Raw genomic sequence first — 16,632 nt, forward strand, 5'->3', positions numbered from 1 at the left:
AACTTCCCGGCTTCTGCCAAAGAGGATGGGGGATGCAGGATTTTCGATAATTGTCTAATAAAATAACATCACATAAATTTTTAGGAGGGTAAAAAAATGGAGATTACAATTCAAAACGAAAACGGCTATTTAGTGGTGAAGGCGGTAGGAAGACTTGATACCAACACGGCAGCCCAATTCGAACAGGAGTGTGCTCCCTGTTTGACCGGGACGGCGAACAAAACCGTTCTGGATTTCTCGAAGCTGGAATATATCAGCAGCGCCGGGTTGCGGTGCATTTTAAGCATGGCAAAGAAACTGAAGGCCGGTGGGGGCAGTCTGGTTCTTTGCGGCTTAAACGGGTTGGTGGAAGAGGTGATCCGTATTTCCGGTTTTGACAGTTTCCTGCCCATTTTTGCCGATGTAGCCTGCGCAATAAAAGAAAATTGAACAAAAGGTAATGAACAAATGATGCCATAAAAGAAAATATCCTTAAAGAAACGCAAGTAAAGATGTTCGATTGACATTACAAAAGAATTTGATATTATTTTGTGCTTCGGAAAGGAATGAGTCGAAACATGCAGGAAGTGAAGGAGGAACGTGTTTTTCCGGCCCAAGTGGACAAGATTCCGGAAATGATCGAATATATCTCTGCCTGTGCGGAAAAGGCGGAACTGCATCCGAAACAGGTGATACATCTGGAATTGGCCGTTGACGAAGTGGTAGCCAACATTTGCAATTATGCCTACCAGAATCCCCCCGGCGAGGTGCTCATCCATATCCGAAGCGGGAATGGACGGTTCCAAGTTGATTTTATCGATGAAGGGGTGCCTTTTGACCCCCTCACTTTGGATGAGCCGGATATCAAATCTGATCTTGCCGACCGGAAGGTTGGTGGCCTGGGAATTTTTTTGGTGCGCCGGTTCATAGATGAAGTCCATTACAAACGGGAAGAAACTAAAAACATACTTACTTTGGTTTTACATGCGCCGAAATAAGAACTTGAATTCGGATCATGTTAAGGGGGAGTTTCAATGAAAAAGGCCGCTGCTTTGGTTTTCCTCTGTTTCTTGATCGCTGCTCTTTTGGCAGGGTGCGGCAAGTCGGAAAAAGTAATTACCAAATTTGAGGATGCCAGTGAAGCAAAAATCGGTGTCATGACCGGCACAATCGGAGAACAAATTGCTCTGGACAGGTTCCCCAATGCCGATGTCAAAAGCTTTGACGATATCATGGATGCCGTGGCAGCATTAAAATCAGGGCAGCTCGAGGCAGTGATTACCACGTATCCCACGGCAATGAACGTAGCAAAACACAATCCGGAAATTTGGTATCTGCCCGAACCGCTGCAAAACGAGGATACCGCTATTGCGGTAAAAAAAGGCAATGATGTGCTGCTTGCGGAGGTTGACAATATTATTACCGAGCTGAAAAAAGACGGGACATTAGCAGACATGAAGAAGCGCTGGTTCAAGGAAGACTTGTCGCCCTATGAAGAGGCTGATCTTGCTGTGCCTACCGAGGGGGAAGTCCTTAAAATTGGTGTGAGTGCGACCAGAGAGCCTTTTTCCTTTACGGCGGAAAACGGAAGAATTACCGGCCATGACGGCGAACTGGCCCGCAGAATCGGCATCAAGCTGGGCAGGCCGGTGGAATTCTCCGATATGAAGTTTTCCGCGCTGCTCCCGGCCCTGCAATCAGGGAAAATAGATCTCATCATCACCGGGATGACGGCTTCCGAGGAACGCAAGAAATCAGTGAATTTTACCCAGCCCTATTTTACCAATGCCCAGGTGTTGATGGTCAAAAAGGCTCCGGGCGCAACGGCAGGCAGCACCAAAATGGCATCACTGGATGACATAAATGGGAAAAAAGTAGCGGTATATACCGGAACCATCCATGATGCTTTTGTGGCCAGCCACTATCCCCAGGCAGAGATTTTGCGCTTTGACAGTACTGCCGATATGGTCTTATCTTTGAAAAACAGGAAGGGGGATGTAGCCCTTCTTGATCTAATCTCCGCAAAGGTACTGCTCAAAAGCAACCCGGAGTTGGGGATTCTTACGGATGACGTTTTAACAAAACCTTTGGGTATCGGGTTTAATAAAAACAATCCGGCCTTGCGGGATAAATTTAACAGTTATCTGAAACAAGCTAAGGCAGACGGCACTTACGCCGAAATGTACCGGCGCTGGTGCGAAGATGATCCCGAAAAGGCGGAAATGCCGGAACTGAAAAGTCCGGAAACAGGTGAAGAAATTATTTTAGGCGTCGCGGTGGCGGATTTGCCTTATGTGGCCAATATGAATGGGGCATATGTTGGTTTTGACATTGAAATGCTGCAAAGATTTGCCCAGCACGAGGGAATCAGGTTAAAAATCATGACCATGGAGTTTTCTTCACTCGTAGCAGCCCTTGCTTCCGGGAAAGTTGATATGATTGCCGACGGCATTGCCATTACGGAAGAGAGGCAAAAGCAGATTGATTTCTCCGATCCCTACATGGACTTTAAAACAGCTGCCATTGCCTTAAAGGAAAATATTGCGGCATATGGCGACCAAGATACGGCGCAAGCGGAGACTACCTTTTTCCAAAGTATTGGGAACAGCTTTTATAACAACATGATCCTGGAAAACCGCTATCTGCTGATTTTGGACGGACTGAAAACGACGGTCGTCATCTCCATTCTGGCCACTGTTTTTGGGACACTGCTGGGTGCCTTGATCTGCTTTATGCGCATGTCGCGAAAAAAAGTGCTCAAGCAGCTGGCCAAAATCTATATCTCCATTCTGCGGGGCACTCCTGTGCTGGTCCTTTTGATGCTGATATTTTATGTGGTGTTTGCTGCCGTGGACATTGATCCCATCCTCGTGGCGGTGGTGGCCTTTGGCATGAATTTTGCCGCATACGTATCAGAGATGTATCGCACAGGGATCGAGGGTGTCGACAAAGGGCAAACCGAAGCGGGCATCGCCATGGGCTTTACCCAAGTGAAGACTTTTCTCTATATTGTTTTGCCCCAAGCGGTAAGAAAGATTTTACCCGTCTATAAAGGGGAATTTATTTCTCTGGTGAAGATGACTTCCGTAGTTGGATACATTGCTGTGCAGGATTTGACCAAGGCCAGTGATATTATCCGCAGCCGTACCTTTGATGCCTTTTTCCCGTTGGTTATGGTCGCGGTGCTGTACTTTTTCATTTCCTGGCTGCTTGCTCTTTCCCTGGAGTTTGTAGAAAAGAGCACTGACCCGAAAGTAAGAAGAAAGCAGGTGAAAAGCGTATGATAAAGGTTGAGCATTTGTCCAAAAAATTTGGCGAGCTTACCGTGCTGAGTGATGTCAATGCGGAAATCAAAAAGGGCGAGGTAATATCGATCATCGGTCCCTCGGGCACAGGCAAAAGTACTTTCCTCCGCTGCCTGAACCTGCTTGAAGTGCCAAGTGGGGGCAATATTTTTATCGGTGATACCGATATCCTGCATCAAAGCGCCGATGTCCCCAAAATACGGCAGAAAATGGGCATGGTGTTTCAGTCCTTCAATCTTTTTGCCCATCTGACCGTGCTGGAGAACCTGACGATCGGGCCGATCAAACTGTTGGGCTGGAGTAAAGAGCAGGCGGAAAAAAAGGCGATCGGGCTTCTGAAAATGGTGGGGCTTGGGGAGAAGATAGACAGCTTCCCGGATGAACTTTCCGGCGGGCAGAAACAGAGGGTGGCTATTGCCCGCTGTCTGGCGATGGAACCGGAGATTATCCTGTTTGACGAGCCCACATCGGCCTTAGACCCTACCATGGTCAGTGAAGTGCTGGCGGTAATCCGCCGCCTGGCTAAAGAAGGGATGACCATGGCTATTGTCACCCACGAAATGGACTTTGCCCGTGATGTGTCAAACCGGGTATTTTATATGGACGAGGGGATCATCTATGAAGAAGGTACCCCCAGGCAGATTTTTGATTTTCCCCAAAAAGAAAAAACCAGGGCCTTTATTCATCGGATACGCAATTTTACCTATCATATCGGTACCCCCAATTATGATTTGTATGCCATGAATGGTGAAATCGAGACCTTTTGCGAAAAGCATGTGATACCGAAAGAGACGAGAAATAAAGTGCTGTTGCTGGTGGAAGAGCTGCTGGCAATTTTCAGTACCGGCTCCGGCACCCAGGCTTTTGACATTGATTTAACCCTGTCCTATGCCGAAAAGCAGGACAGTTTGGACCTTATAATGGAAAGCGCAGGCGCCTACCTAAACCCCTTTGAAGAAAATGTTTTGTCTGATCAGCTGGGGACAACGATCATCAAAAGCCTGAGCGAGAATATGGGATTCCAGAGGGTAAATGAGCGGAACAGATTAAGACTGACGGTGAGAAAACCATAAGAGGAGAAGAAAGAAATGAAAAAACCATCCTTCTATATGTTGCTGTTTTTCCTGGTATTTTGCGGTGCACTTGCCGGCTGTGCGGCCTCATCAACCTCTTCATCCGGTTCGGACGCCGGGTCCGATGATGTACTATACCAGGTATCGACGCTGAATGCTTTGATGCAGGGTGTATATGACGGGGAGATTACCTTTGACCAGTTAACGAAAGAAGGTGATCTGGGGATCGGTACCTTTGATGGTTTGGATGGAGAAGGGATTGTTTTAGACGGCAAGGTTTATCAGGTCCGGGCGGACGGCAAAGCGGTGCAGGCGGATGGTTCCGGTAAAACTCCCTTTGCGGTGGTAACTGACTTTGAGGCTGATGAGCAGGTCCAATTGAGCAACATAAATGACCTCAGCCAATTGCAGACTGAACTTGATAAATTGCTGCCCAACCCCAATATGTTTTATGCTTTTAAAGTTGAGGGAACTTTTAAGTATGTGAAAACCCGCAGTGTACCCAAACAAAACAAGCCTTACCCCCCTTTGGCAGAAGTAACAAAAACTCAGCCTACCTTTGAGTTTCATGACGTCAAGGGAACCCTGGTCGGCTTTTGGTGTCCCTCCTTTGCCCGGGATGTAAACTTGCCGGGCTACCATCTCCATTTCCTCACGGCAGACCGGGAGGCGGGAGGGCATCTGCTGGAATGCTCCATGGAGGAGGGTACCGTATCGGTTGATACCACTACCGGTTTCCATATGATCCTGCCCCAGAATGAACATTTTGCCCAGGTAGATTTGGGCCACACGCAGGAAGAGGAGATCGAAAAGGTGGAACAATAATCGGTTTGTACGGTAATAATGCCGTGAATATAAGTGTAAATATTTCTATCCGCTAGAGTATTTGCACTTTTTTTTAACCTGACTAACTTGGCGGAAGTCTCCCGCCATCAGCGGTCAGGGGACACACTCATTGGGGACATTCCTCTGTAAGAGGTGTGTCCCCTGACCGCTAACGGAATGTCCCCAAATATGCGGGAGTCCAACGCCAACTAAGTCATGCATTTGCAGTTCTCACGCTGTATTAGCAGTTCTAAAACTTGCGTCAAAATTCAGATGGAGTAAAAGAATCTCCATCTGAATTAAGAACTTGCTTCAATCCAGGCAAGCAATTTCAAAGGTGGGTTCTCATGGCACAGCAAGGTGTGGAAAACGCGGAAGAGGCATTGATTAAAATATTTGATGATTATTATACCAAGGTATACAACTATTTCCGGTATCACTTGGCAAGAGACACCGAAGCACAGGATCTTGCCGGAGAGGTATTTATGCGGGTAGCGTCGGCTTTTTCCCGGTATGATCGGACAAAAGCAGGAATTTCTACCTGGATTTTTACCATTGCGCGGAATGTGCTGATTGATTATTTCCGAAAGACCAAATATCAGAGGGTAGAACTCACGGATCATATGGCATCTGAGGATGATCCAATCGGGAGCATGATGAAGAAGGAGAGTATTCGGGCTCTCCGACAGGCCTTGCTCCGTTTAACCGAGAAAGAACGGGAACTAATTGCCCTAAAATATTCCGCCGGGATGAAAAATACGGAAATTGCACTGGTACTGGGATTGAGCGCAGGAAATGTAGGTATCATGCTTTTCCGTTCCATTGAAAAACTACGCGGCGATATGAAAGATTTTTTGTAATGGTTCTGTAGATCCACGTATAATTCCTTAGAAAAGGTGATCCAAATGAGCGAAGTAACAGATAAGCTGGTTGGGCTCATCAAAAGGTTTGACCAAGCCCCTGATCGGGAAAAGAAAAAAGAGCATCTGCACATGATGTTAGATAAATTTAAGCAGAGTGAAGGCAGAAAGCTTCAGGATGACGAACTTGATCTGGTTACGGCGGCCGGAAATGATCCGGGGGGCGTACTTGGTAAAGCATATCTTGAACTTGGAGAATTAGAGAAAAAGATTGACCTTTATAACAGACTAGGAGATTCTGCCACGGTCCAGTTGTTGAAGGGACGGCTGCAGGAGGTATACAGGCTAATCCATGAGTTAAAAAGCCAATAAGAATATTTGATCGACAATGAGCCTTAAACTGCCGGAAGGCATGACTTAAAAGTTGAAGTTTACAGCATTCACTTGGGAGGGTGTTCAAATGAGAAGATACTTAATTGCTTACGGTTTGTTGTGGGTATTTCTTTATTGCTTACATGGTTTGTATCTGGGTTCCTTGTATGGAGATGTAATCGGCGCTTTGTACGGCACCGCAGGACAGGGAGACCTGAAGACTTTTTGGAGTACCCTGAATGGGTGGAATACGATTCAGGGCGTACATGCCCATGGCATGGGCCTTGCTATTTTGGTACTGCTGGTGGCCGGGGTATGGGAAGAAATTTACTTCTCCCCACGGAGCAAAACCTATCTGGGTACCCTTTGGATGATCGGAATTACGCTGCATAGCGTCGCCAACTTACTAAGAGTCATTCCAGCCTTGGTACTGGGGGACTTAATCGTCATGGGCTGCGTGGCGGCAAGCTTTGCCGGCGTGGTCAGGGGATTATTGAGCGGGGCCAAAATGCAAGAAGTAGGTGGAAAAGGTGTTGTTCGTTGAACGGACATCTAACTGATTTTTGACTCATAGAATATCCTAAGGGGCGGCAAGGACTAAATCTTGTGAATAAGGGTGAAGGAGGGAAGAAGATGAAAGAGAAGTGGGCGGAAATTGAAAAGAAACTGATTGAAAAGGCTTGGCAAGATGACCAGTTTAGAAAAGAGCTGATTACAAACCCGAAAAAGGTGATTGAGCAGGAGTTAGGCTGTGCTTTACCGGCCAATATCAACGTCAAAGTAGTGGAAGAGACGGCAGATACCTTTTACTTTCGGTTGCCGGTCAATCCAAATGTTTTGCCGGACGAGGCACTGGACAAAGTTGCTGGTGGCTGTTACTGGGACGACCCTTGTCCGAACCAAACTTGCCAGCATTAACCGGAGGTTTGCCATGAAAGCTTTTAAAAAGTCCAGGTACAATATTATTTTTTCCCATGATAACGCGCGATACTTATTCAACACTTTCACAGGTTCGTTCCAGCCTTTGTCAGACAATCTGTACCGGCTTTACAACAGGTGGGGCCAGGTAAATCCCGGTATTCATGCGGAGGAAGATGGTATTCACCATCTGGTGAATATGGGCGCCCTGGTTGAGGAAGGCTTTGATGAACTGGCGTTTTTAAAAAAGATCAGGTACCGGGAAAATTCGATGGAAGCAATTACCCAGCTGGCTTTTTGGCTGATGACCACGGAAAGATGCAACTTCCGGTGTTTTTACTGCTTTGAGGATCGAGAAAAGCGTCGTGATATTTCCTACACGGGAAATGATTTTATTTCTTTCCTAGAGAAGTTTCCTGCCTTGAACCGGATAAACATGACCTGGTTTGGCGGGGAGCCGTTGCTCAATATGAGCCCCATTAAGGAATTAACTGGAAAGGCCTACGACTATAGCCGGGAAAAAGGGATATTTTATCACGCCGGTATGATTACCAACGGGTTCCTGTTAACACCTGCTATTGTGAAGCGGTTGAAGGAATGGCATATCACTTTTGTGCAAATTACCTTGGATGGTCCGCCGGACATATATGAACAGTATAAGTCCGTACAGGGTGCCTTCCGTACCGTCCTTGACAACCTCTATCATCTTGCGGAAGATAGGGAAGTTTTCCTGCGGATTAATCTGGACAAGAACAATACCCGGACGATGCCTGAACTATTTAACATAATGGCAGCCCGGGGGTTCAGGAATATCAGCATTAATTTTGCCCCGATTACTGAATCCGTACCTGATGGGGAGGCATTCAGTCCGTGGACGGCTTCCTGTTTTACCAGCGAGGAGTTTGGGGCAGCGGAAAAAGAATTGTACGATATTCTTTACAATCTGGGCTATGAAAAATGGCAGTTGCCTGAAAAGGGAGCAAGAATTGCCTTCTGCGGAGGTGCCAGCAGCCATTTTTATACAGTAGGGGTCACCGGCGTACTCTACCGGTGTTCCCATCTGTGTGGCGGCCAGCATGAGATTGCCGGCAGCGTGCAGGAGGGAATTTTGCCTGAGGCTTTCACACACGCTTGGCTGAAAGAATACCGGTCACTGCCCAGTTCATGTGATGCCTGTGATTTCTTGCCTCAGTGCCAGGGAGGCTGTCCTTACAGCCGGGAGCATCAAAGCTCCCAAGGAGAAAACTGTATTTCCTCCCGATACAACCTGATCGGACGTCTAACCAGTATGCTAACCCAAGCCAAACGCCATAACCGGGATATCTTTGTCCATCGTTCCACCCAGGAACAGGTGGATTTACTCACCCGGATGTCTCGCGGTGCGGTACTGAATCGCCACGATTTAAAAACAGCTGCCCTTGCAGGTGGCGGTCTCGGCATGCTGCTAGCCCGTGCCGGGGAATGAGTCAGGGGACGGTTCTTTGACTCACTTCAAAACCTGATACGTGACTTTATTACAAACAGCCCGGCCTTATGGAATGAAGATATGGAGAAATAGAAAGAGGTGTAGACAATGTTATTTTTGTCATCGGCAGAAAGCGCAGAATGGCGGCGGCTTGGGGATATTGTCATCCGAGGCCAATCCCTTCCCGCTGATTTTAAAGATTTCATCAGGCCAAATCTGCTGCCGGTTTTCCATTTCTATATCGGAACAGTGCTGGCTGCAGCCGGGGCAGGCAATAAAGGGATGGAATGGATTGAATCCGGCGTCATGGCTGAAACGGAAGGACTCTTCTCCAATGCCTTTCTTTCCGGATTTCTGAAACGGCATGACGGCAAACTGGTCATGCCGGTGGTAGTATTTTCCGATCCCCGGCCATACGTTCATTTTACTACGGTTCCGGTCATTAAAGAGTCCCGGAAGAAATTTTTCCATTGTTGCGGCGAGACACTGCCGGTATTTAAACACCCGTTGCGGATCATGGATATCGGATGTGGAAATGGTGCCCTGGTGGCGGATTTGTTGGTCTATCTTAAATCAATCGGCAAAATTGACGAGGTGGCAGAAGTATTGCTGATTGACCCCTTTCCGGCGATGATTGAGTTGGCCCAAGAAACTGTAAGCCGCTTCTTGCCACCGTCGGCGATCAAAACGGAGATCGGCAGGTTTGAATCTGTGGTGGAAAGAATTGATTCCCACTATGATATTGCCCTAAGTTCCCTGGCCTATCATCATATGCCTCTGGAGCAAAAAGAGGCCCATCTGAAAAAGCTTAAACCCCGGATTGATCATTTTATTCTTTTCGAGCTGGATGCCAACAATGATACCCCGGAGCTCTATTCGCCGGAATTGGCCCTTTCCGTATATCAATCCTATGGACGGATGATCGATTATGTTTTTGCCCACGATGCACCTGTGGATGTGGCTCTTTCCTGTGTAGACTGTTTTCTCATGCCCGAGGCGGTATCCCTTTTATCTCAGCCAAGAGGAGAACGCACGGAATACCATATGCTTCGTACACAATGGATCCGCCTGCTGGAAAATACCTTGGGCCCGGAGTTTTGTTGCCTAGGCGATACCACTTGTTTCGGAGATGAATATATGAATTTGTTTACACTCCATTATGGGAAATAGTGTTTCCGGCAATTTGCCGGAAAGTAATCATGCACCGGACAAGTTTGCTTCATCAATAACGTGGTATGCAGGGAGGACCGGCCGAGTTTTATTGAGGACTTGATGGTTCGCCTGAGGTATGGATAAGAGTTGTGGGTTTAAGTCTAAGGGGGAGGGCTTTTTTTGGATACCATTTTATGGCTGCAGAGCTTTTCCAGCCCGGCGCTGGATGCTTTTTTTAAAGGGATCACATTTCTAGGCGAGGCAGACTTCTATCTTTTGACCATTCCGATTCTCTACTGGCTATATGATAAAAACTTTATCCTCAAATTCTGCCTTCTTTTTGCCGGCACTATTTATCTCAACTCCATTATTAAAGAGAATTTTTCCTTGCCGAGACCGGATGAAAGTGTGCGCAAAATACAGGAAACCGGGTATACTTTTCCCAGCTGCCATGCCATGAGCACGACGGCCTATTGGGGTTACCTGGCCAAGAGGATCAATAAGCCATGGGCATATATCCTGGCCGCTTTCATCGTTATCCTTGTATCCCTTTCCCGGGTTTATCTTGGCGTGCACTATGCAAGGGATATCATTGGGGGGATCCTGATCAGCATGATGCTCCTCTACCTCTATTCGGCCGTTTCTGAAAGCCTGTTTCTCCAGGTGAGCAAAAAAACTTGGTTCCTGGGAACCCTATTCATTTGTGTCCTGCTGTTTCTGAGCCACTCTTCTTATTACGGCCCCCTGGTTATTGGCTTCCTGCTCGGTATTTTATGGGGCTATCGTTTAGATTTGGAATACGTTAATTGGACGGAAAAAGCATCCTTGGTGCAGAATATGCTCAAAATAACGATCGGCATCGCCATCCTATTCGGTCTGCGCATAGTCATCAAAGCTTTTTTCTTAGATGTTCTGGACCTGGACAAGGAAACGCTGTTAGGCTACCTGTTTATCGATACAGTGAGATATTTTATCTTAGGGATTTGGGTGACTTTTGGCGCTCCGCTGACCTTTAAAGTTCTCCGGCTCCAAAAGTCTGATCAAGGCTATTTTGTCCGGATTACACAGTAAAGCAGACGTGAAGATTCGTTTTGGGGGAGAAAACAAAGATGAAAATAGCGGTAAACAAAGAGGGGAAATTGTTAATTGTGATGCCGGAAGGGAGAATCGACGCCTATGAAGCCAAAAACCTGCAAAGCACGATTGAACAGGAAATAACGCCGGATATCGCGTCGGTGGTGTTTGACCTGAAAGGCGTCAGCTATATCAGCAGTGCCGGACTCAGGGTTATGATGGTGGTGAGCAAAAGGATGAGACAGGTACAAGGCTCCGTTGCTTTGTGCCATGTGGGCCAGTTTTGCCGGGATGTCATGGATACGGCAGGTTTCTTGGAATTTTTACCCTTATTCGATCGCTTGGAACAGGCTGTCGCCTATGGACGGCAAAGTATTCAGGAAAAAGAGTATCTGGAAAATTGGGCAAAGTTAGAAGTTATTGATTTGTGCGGCGGCAAAGCAACCATCATTCCTGGTTCTGGGGATAAGGGCGAGGCTTTAGTAACAGGAGATATCAAAGCGTATTATATTCCCGGGTTTCCCAAGAAAGGCTCTTTTCCAAGACTTTCTCCGAAGCTGAATATTCTATCGGTCTAGGGGCGTTAGGAGACGCGGTGGATGATTATTATCCTGTGATGGGCGAGATGATGACTATTGGCGGGACAATGGTCTGGCTGCCCACGGACGGCAATGATACCCCGGATTTTCTCATTCCCAAGGCTGATACCGGCAGGGTAAAGGTCCGTACGGGTTTTAATGTTTCCTTGAATGGGAAACCCAATGAATTGCTTTATTTTGTAAGCGATCAGCCCCAAGGTGTTTCGTTGGGGGAAATATACGGCGCCCTGTTCCGTTTGGCGTCGCTGAGGCGTCCCGACTACAAAGGGGCCCTCGGTCTGGCTATTTGCGCAGAAATGCCTGCCGTTTTCGGCTCGGGGATCTTAAAATCACCGATTCGTGAATTTGCCCCGGCCAATGGGAAGATGGTCACGGACAGTGAGAACATGACGCAGTGGTTTGAATCCGACAAAGAACCCAGGCATTCTGGGGTAACAGGCCTGATTTGCGGGATCGGTATATCTTTGCAGGCAGATTTATCCCTTTTTGACCAGGAGATTCTCAATCGCATTTTTTATTTACACCCCGCCAATACGGGAGGCAAAAACCAGATGCTCCATAACCATGGGGTCTTTTTCAGCCTGCAGCCCTTCCCGGACAAGGCAGTTAATTTGGAAAATCAGATCAAACAGGTGGTGGATCAAGGGGATTTTATCGATATGCGCCATCTGTTGGATGCTTCCACTATTAAGAGAGGTTTGATCGGCATCAGCTATCTTCAGGGATTGAAACAGGATGTATAGGTAAAAGTCCGAAATTTGCTTAGGTAAGGCAATAATTCGTAAAAAAAGCAGGATATCTGAAAATGGGGGATAAAAATGAATGAGCAATCCTGGGTGATCGATCTGTTTAGACCCGAAGATGCCGAAGAGGTTGTCGGTTTGTACCGGGCCATATATGGTGAATACTTTCCCCTGCGGGAAATTTATCTGGCCGATTGGCATATAGAACAGGCAGAAAAAAATGATTCTTACCGGATAGTTGCCCGTTTAACCGATGGTCGCTTAATCGGAACAGTGGCTTTGTATCGGTCGGTGCCTACCAATCCTGAACTCTATGAGGCAGGCGGACTGATGGTACTGGAAGAGTATCGGACAAAGAATGTGGCACTTGAGCTCATGGGTTTTTTATGCAATCGTTTGCCAAAGATGAGTCATGTAGGCCAGGTCTGGGGTGAGGCGGTATGTAATCACCTGGTCAGCCAGCAGTTATCGATTAAAATCGGCTATATCCCGTGTGCCCTTGAGGTGGATATGATGCCTGAAGAAGCCTATCAAAAAATGTCTGAATGTGGGCTAAATATAAACAGCCGGGTATCTGTCCTTGTTTTATTTCAGGCTTTTCGCCCGGATCACCGGGTCGTATATTTACCTCAGGCATATGAGGATACTTTGAAAAAAATATATGCACCCTTTAATTTCGGTCATGAATTTTTAAAACCGGGAAGCAGCATAGAAGACGAGATAAATACCAGTGCAGACATTCAATCTATGTCGGATGCTGGTATTGCAAGAATCACGGTTTCCCACATAGGTACTGATTTTTTATCATGGCTGGACAGAACCCATGATGAGCTAAGAAACAATGGCAATAAGGTATATCAAGTTATTCTTCCCCTTGATACTCCCTTAGTTGACCAGGCGACAGAAAGTCTGCGCCAAGAAGGATATTGGTTGGGAGGACTCCTGCCCAGATGGTTCGGCCATGACGGCTTTTTACTGCAAAAAACACTCCATGAGCCTGATTTTAGTAAGATTAAGGTTTACTCCAAACAGGCTAAAGAGGTCTTTGCCATGGTTAAAGCAGATTATGAAAAGAAGCTGAGGTGAGAGGTGAATGTTCCAAGCAGAGGGAGCCGCATTGTGGGATTTGCTTGAATACAATGCTTCGGCAAGAGAAAAAAATCCGGTCGTGCTTTTTCCTCAAAAAGATGTTGAGGTTAGTTATGGACAATTGTATAAGCAGGCATGGGCGGTGGCGAAAGGATTAATCGCACTGGGAATCCAACAAGGAGAACACACCGCGATTTTGGCACCGAACAGTCCGGAGTGGCTGGTGCTTGAATATGGAAGCACGGCAGTTGGGGCCCCGGTAGTCCTGATGAATAGCGGTTATCGTATGCTGGAGCTGGAGTTAGCCCTGAAACAGACAGATGTGGTGGCCTTGTTTATCGCAGACAATCAAGGCACCAACGACTATATTGATACGATCGGAAAGCTTTGTCCCGGGCTTTTGGAAAAACCTCCCGGGGATTGGAAAAGTGCAAAGTTTCCCAAACTTCGTTATGTGATTGGTTTAGGGGAAAAAAGACTGCCGGGGATGTTGATGTGGTCCGACGTGATTGCCGCGGCGGAAAAAATAGAGGACGATGTCTTTTTAAAACGGAAGATGCGGGTAAGGGCAGATGATACAGCATTTATCCTCTTTACTTCCGGGACCACAGGAGAACCGAAAGGTGCGATGCTATCGCAAAACAATATTCTGACAAACATGCGTGCACTTAATAAATGCTTCAATTATACGGAATCAGACAGGGTGTGTCTGCCGGTTCCTCTCTTTCATGTGTTTGGGCTGGGTATGTCTATTCTGGCCGCACTTGTAGGTATTGCCTCCATTTGTGAACCATGCCAGGCGAATCAAATAGTCCAGACTATTAGAAAAACCGGAGCAACAGTTTTATGCGGTACGCCGACCATGTTTATCGGGTGGATGGATGCGCTGGAGGATCTTAAGAGTGGAGAATCTTTCTTAACCAAAGCGGTTTCTGCAGGTGCTTCCTTGTATACTGAAACGGCAAACCGAATTTTAGAAAGAACCACCATCAAAGAAATCTGGAACTGTTATGGTACGACAGAAACAATTGTGATATCTGGTTTCAGGATCAATCATGTGCAGAAATCGGAGTTTGTTTCAGCAGGTTATCCCCTTGAAAGGATGGAGGTGAAAATTGCGGAAGGGGCAGGTGAACGGGAGCTGGAAGTAGGACAACCCGGTGAATTATTAACCCGAGGTTCAGGCGTGATGCGGGGCTATTATCATAAGCCCGAAGCGACAGCAAAAGCAATTAATGAATCAGGCTGGTACCGCACCGGGGATATGGCAGCTATTGATAGAGAAGGAAAAATCAACATTGTGGGCAGAATCAAGGAAATGCTGATCCGGGGCGGAGAGAACATATTTCCCAGAGAGATTGAAGAATATTTGATGTCCCATCCTAAAATAAAAGAAGCACAGGTGGTGGGAATTCCTTCAGAGTACTATGGGGAAGAACCGGTTGCTTTTGTGATTTTAAGAGAAGATGAAACAGCCACACAGATTGAACTGAAAAAGTATTGCAAGGGAAGAATCGCTTATTATAAAATTCCTGTGTTTATCTATTTTGTTGATTCATTCCCTAAAACAGCAAGCGGAAAGGTGCAAAAATTTAAACTTAGGGAACAGGCAATCGAACAACTCAATCATAAAAGGAGGAAGTAAACAAATGAGCAGAGCAGAAATTCTGGAAAAATTGGGAGAAATTTATCGGCATCATGCGAAAGGAAAGGCCAAAAGCATCAGTTATGAGGATGACGTAGCACAAATGGGATTTGATTCACTGGAAATCTCGGAAATTATTATGAGTGTGGAAGAGGAATTTGATTGTGTGATTCGGATGGACGACTTGCTAAAGCTCAAAACCCTGAATGATTATGCCGATTATATCATGAAGGAAACAGAATCATAGTGATAATTCTGTGATAAGAGGTGGCGTGATAATGCAAAGTAGGTTAGTTACGTTGACCATTCCTGTTGATCTTGATTTGACGCAGATCGTGACCGGGTTTGTGGAGAAAGCCTGCAGTGCTTTCGGACTTGCCAAACGGGAGTGTTATGCCCTTACTCTTGCTGCTGAAGAGGTGTTTGCATTTCTCTCCCACGCAACTTTACCAGATAATGATATTCAGATTATGTGCAAAAGCGGCGGATACTATGTTGAAATGGCTTTTCAGCTAAAAAGCGGCATGCTTCCGCTGGAGGCATTTAACTTAACCAGGGGTGCCGTGCCGGACGATATGGAAGGCGCGGCACAGCTTGGATTGATTTTGGCGGCGCGGACTGTGGATAGGCTTTATGTCGACCGGATCGGAGAAGATACCTTTTTGCTCAGATTTGTCATGGAAAAGCGTTACCCCTCTGTAAAGCAGGAAGCACCTCTTGAACTAAGCGGCCGGTTTCATGTAAGGGATGCCGACCCGACCATGCTGAAGGAATTGTCTGCCCGGATACGGCACAGTTATGGAAATTCCGTAAATTCATTTTTGACTGTTCCGGGAAAATTAATTGATATGGTGGCAAGTGGAGACTATGATGCCTTGGCTTTAATCAATGAAAGGGGACAGGTAGGCGGCGGGATGGTTTTCCGTAGGAATAGACAGATGTCTGAAGCTTACGGACCCTTTGTTTTTTTGCAGGAAGCCGGTCTTTCCCAAATGCTGGTCGAAGGAATGCTTGAAAAATTGGGGCGCACGAAAGATGCCCTTTGTCTGGTGATCATGGAGCCAACTTTACAAACACCACTTGAATATTTTGAACCGCTCCAGGGGGGAGCCGTTTACCGTCAACTAGCGGAGGATGATGGCGCAAGAGTATTTGTCCATCCATGTTTTAAAGATCTTGTCAAAAAGTTCTACACAGACCTGGCACTGCCCCGTATGATACAGGATATGACGTATACGGGAGAAGAATTGGTACAGTGTTCAGCGATTGCCACGGCCATCGATCGTCAGAGTAAACGGGGTACTTTGACATTGCTGTGGGCTGGACAAAATTTAGAGGAGAATTTGCGTGCCCATGTGGACTTACTTCAAAGCCAAAATATAGGAGACATTCGCTTCAGAATGGAGCTGGGATCTGCGGAGGAGGCCATGATGGCGCCAATGGTGATGTCGGCCGGATTTGAGCCCTCCATGATTTTGCCTTGGGCCGGGCAGGGAGATGTTGTTATATTTAGCTATAGAGGGAGGAAATAAA

The 16,632-nt window shown here is 46.7% G+C and carries 17 protein-coding genes and 1 pseudogene; all 18 read left to right on the forward strand.

Annotated elements, in window-relative coordinates; all coding sequences use genetic code 11:
- Positions 1–96 precede the first annotated feature (96 nt).
- The 18 genes and pseudogenes from DCMF_RS26505 (at position 97) to DCMF_RS26590 (ending at position 16,631) form a co-directional block, all read left to right on the forward strand.
- The gene (locus DCMF_RS26505) at positions 97–429 is read left to right on the forward strand and encodes an STAS domain-containing protein (protein WP_148137223.1); all 333 of its coding nucleotides are present in this window, start codon (positions 97–99) and stop codon (positions 427–429) included.
- A gap of 128 nt (positions 430–557) precedes the next feature.
- Complete coding sequence (locus tag DCMF_RS26510) at positions 558–977, forward strand: ATP-binding protein (RefSeq protein WP_148137224.1); 420 nt, start codon at positions 558–560, stop codon at positions 975–977.
- Between the two features lie 36 nt (positions 978–1,013).
- Positions 1,014–3,263, forward strand: coding sequence for an ABC transporter permease subunit (locus DCMF_RS26515; RefSeq protein WP_148137225.1), 2,250 nt, complete (start codon positions 1,014–1,016; stop codon positions 3,261–3,263).
- Positions 3,260–3,976 (forward strand): annotated as a pseudogene (locus tag DCMF_RS26520) (amino acid ABC transporter ATP-binding protein); the annotation flags it as partial. The gene DCMF_RS26515 and the pseudogene DCMF_RS26520, both read left to right, overlap by 4 nt.
- A gap of 396 nt (positions 3,977–4,372) precedes the next feature.
- The gene (budA, locus tag DCMF_RS26525; RefSeq protein ID WP_148137227.1) at positions 4,373–5,182 is read left to right on the forward strand and encodes an acetolactate decarboxylase; all 810 of its coding nucleotides are present in this window, start codon (positions 4,373–4,375) and stop codon (positions 5,180–5,182) included.
- 257 nt (positions 5,183–5,439) lie between these two features.
- The gene (locus tag DCMF_RS26530) at positions 5,440–6,042 is read left to right on the forward strand and encodes a sigma-70 family RNA polymerase sigma factor (RefSeq protein WP_257790935.1); all 603 of its coding nucleotides are present in this window, start codon (positions 5,440–5,442) and stop codon (positions 6,040–6,042) included.
- Between the two features lie 45 nt (positions 6,043–6,087).
- Positions 6,088–6,414: a hypothetical protein gene (locus DCMF_RS26535; protein ID WP_148137229.1), complete on the forward strand. Its 327-nt coding sequence runs from the start codon at positions 6,088–6,090 to the stop codon at positions 6,412–6,414.
- 88 nt (positions 6,415–6,502) lie between these two features.
- The gene (locus tag DCMF_RS26540) at positions 6,503–6,958 is read left to right on the forward strand and encodes a hypothetical protein (protein ID WP_148137230.1); all 456 of its coding nucleotides are present in this window, start codon (positions 6,503–6,505) and stop codon (positions 6,956–6,958) included.
- An 89-nt stretch (positions 6,959–7,047) separates the two neighbouring features.
- Complete coding sequence (locus DCMF_RS26545; protein ID WP_148137231.1) at positions 7,048–7,332, forward strand: NHLP leader peptide family RiPP precursor; 285 nt, start codon at positions 7,048–7,050, stop codon at positions 7,330–7,332.
- A 13-nt stretch (positions 7,333–7,345) separates the two neighbouring features.
- Positions 7,346–8,797, forward strand: coding sequence for a radical SAM/SPASM domain-containing protein (locus tag DCMF_RS26550; protein WP_214658934.1), 1,452 nt, complete (start codon positions 7,346–7,348; stop codon positions 8,795–8,797).
- Between the two features lie 108 nt (positions 8,798–8,905).
- Positions 8,906–9,967: a class I SAM-dependent methyltransferase gene (locus tag DCMF_RS26555; protein WP_148137233.1), complete on the forward strand. Its 1,062-nt coding sequence runs from the start codon at positions 8,906–8,908 to the stop codon at positions 9,965–9,967.
- Positions 9,968–10,129: 162 nt separating this feature from the next.
- Complete coding sequence (locus DCMF_RS26560; protein WP_148137234.1) at positions 10,130–11,020, forward strand: phosphatase PAP2 family protein; 891 nt, start codon at positions 10,130–10,132, stop codon at positions 11,018–11,020.
- A 38-nt stretch (positions 11,021–11,058) separates the two neighbouring features.
- Entirely contained in the window at positions 11,059–11,601 is a 543-nt protein-coding gene (locus DCMF_RS26565) for an STAS domain-containing protein (protein ID WP_148137235.1), read from the forward strand.
- Positions 11,602–11,618: 17 nt separating this feature from the next.
- Complete coding sequence (locus DCMF_RS26570) at positions 11,619–12,365, forward strand: hypothetical protein (RefSeq protein WP_148137236.1); 747 nt, start codon at positions 11,619–11,621, stop codon at positions 12,363–12,365.
- A gap of 75 nt (positions 12,366–12,440) precedes the next feature.
- Entirely contained in the window at positions 12,441–13,451 is a 1,011-nt protein-coding gene (locus DCMF_RS26575; protein WP_148137237.1) for a GNAT family N-acetyltransferase, read from the forward strand.
- 7 nt (positions 13,452–13,458) lie between these two features.
- Positions 13,459–15,099 carry an AMP-binding protein gene (locus DCMF_RS26580; protein WP_148137238.1) on the forward strand — a complete coding sequence of 547 codons (1,641 nt, stop codon included), beginning with the start codon at positions 13,459–13,461 and terminating at the stop codon, positions 15,097–15,099.
- Between the two features lie 4 nt (positions 15,100–15,103).
- Positions 15,104–15,346: an acyl carrier protein gene (locus DCMF_RS26585; RefSeq protein WP_148137239.1), complete on the forward strand. Its 243-nt coding sequence runs from the start codon at positions 15,104–15,106 to the stop codon at positions 15,344–15,346.
- A gap of 31 nt (positions 15,347–15,377) precedes the next feature.
- Positions 15,378–16,631 carry an ATP-binding protein gene (locus tag DCMF_RS26590; protein ID WP_148137240.1) on the forward strand — a complete coding sequence of 418 codons (1,254 nt, stop codon included), beginning with the start codon at positions 15,378–15,380 and terminating at the stop codon, positions 16,629–16,631.
- Position 16,632: the final 1 nt, after the last annotated feature.

The sequence above is a fragment of the Candidatus Formimonas warabiya genome, from assembly GCF_002777255.1.
Taxonomy (GTDB): domain Bacteria; phylum Bacillota; class Dehalobacteriia; order Dehalobacteriales; family Dehalobacteriaceae; genus Formimonas; species Formimonas warabiya.

Bases quoted from the DNA above. Each gene is read 5' to 3' on its own strand.
- DCMF_RS26540 (WP_148137230.1), top strand. From the start codon at position 6,503: ATGAGAAGATACTTAATTGCTTACGGTTTGTTGTGGGTATTTCTTTAT.
- DCMF_RS26575 (WP_148137237.1), top strand. From the start codon at position 12,441: ATGAATGAGCAATCCTGGGTGATCGATCTGTTTAGACCCGAAGATGCC.
- DCMF_RS26515 (WP_148137225.1), top strand. From the start codon at position 1,014: ATGAAAAAGGCCGCTGCTTTGGTTTTCCTCTGTTTCTTGATCGCTGCT.
- DCMF_RS26580 (WP_148137238.1), top strand. From the start codon at position 13,459: ATGTTCCAAGCAGAGGGAGCCGCATTGTGGGATTTGCTTGAATACAAT.
- DCMF_RS26505 (WP_148137223.1), top strand. From the start codon at position 97: ATGGAGATTACAATTCAAAACGAAAACGGCTATTTAGTGGTGAAGGCG.
- budA (WP_148137227.1), top strand. From the start codon at position 4,373: ATGAAAAAACCATCCTTCTATATGTTGCTGTTTTTCCTGGTATTTTGC.
- DCMF_RS26550 (WP_214658934.1), top strand. From the start codon at position 7,346: ATGAAAGCTTTTAAAAAGTCCAGGTACAATATTATTTTTTCCCATGAT.
- DCMF_RS26545 (WP_148137231.1), top strand. From the start codon at position 7,048: ATGAAAGAGAAGTGGGCGGAAATTGAAAAGAAACTGATTGAAAAGGCT.
- DCMF_RS26590 (WP_148137240.1), top strand. From the start codon at position 15,378: ATGCAAAGTAGGTTAGTTACGTTGACCATTCCTGTTGATCTTGATTTG.
- DCMF_RS26555 (WP_148137233.1), top strand. From the start codon at position 8,906: ATGTTATTTTTGTCATCGGCAGAAAGCGCAGAATGGCGGCGGCTTGGG.
- DCMF_RS26535 (WP_148137229.1), top strand. From the start codon at position 6,088: ATGAGCGAAGTAACAGATAAGCTGGTTGGGCTCATCAAAAGGTTTGAC.
- DCMF_RS26510 (WP_148137224.1), top strand. From the start codon at position 558: ATGCAGGAAGTGAAGGAGGAACGTGTTTTTCCGGCCCAAGTGGACAAG.
- DCMF_RS26585 (WP_148137239.1), top strand. From the start codon at position 15,104: ATGAGCAGAGCAGAAATTCTGGAAAAATTGGGAGAAATTTATCGGCAT.
- DCMF_RS26565 (WP_148137235.1), top strand. From the start codon at position 11,059: ATGAAAATAGCGGTAAACAAAGAGGGGAAATTGTTAATTGTGATGCCG.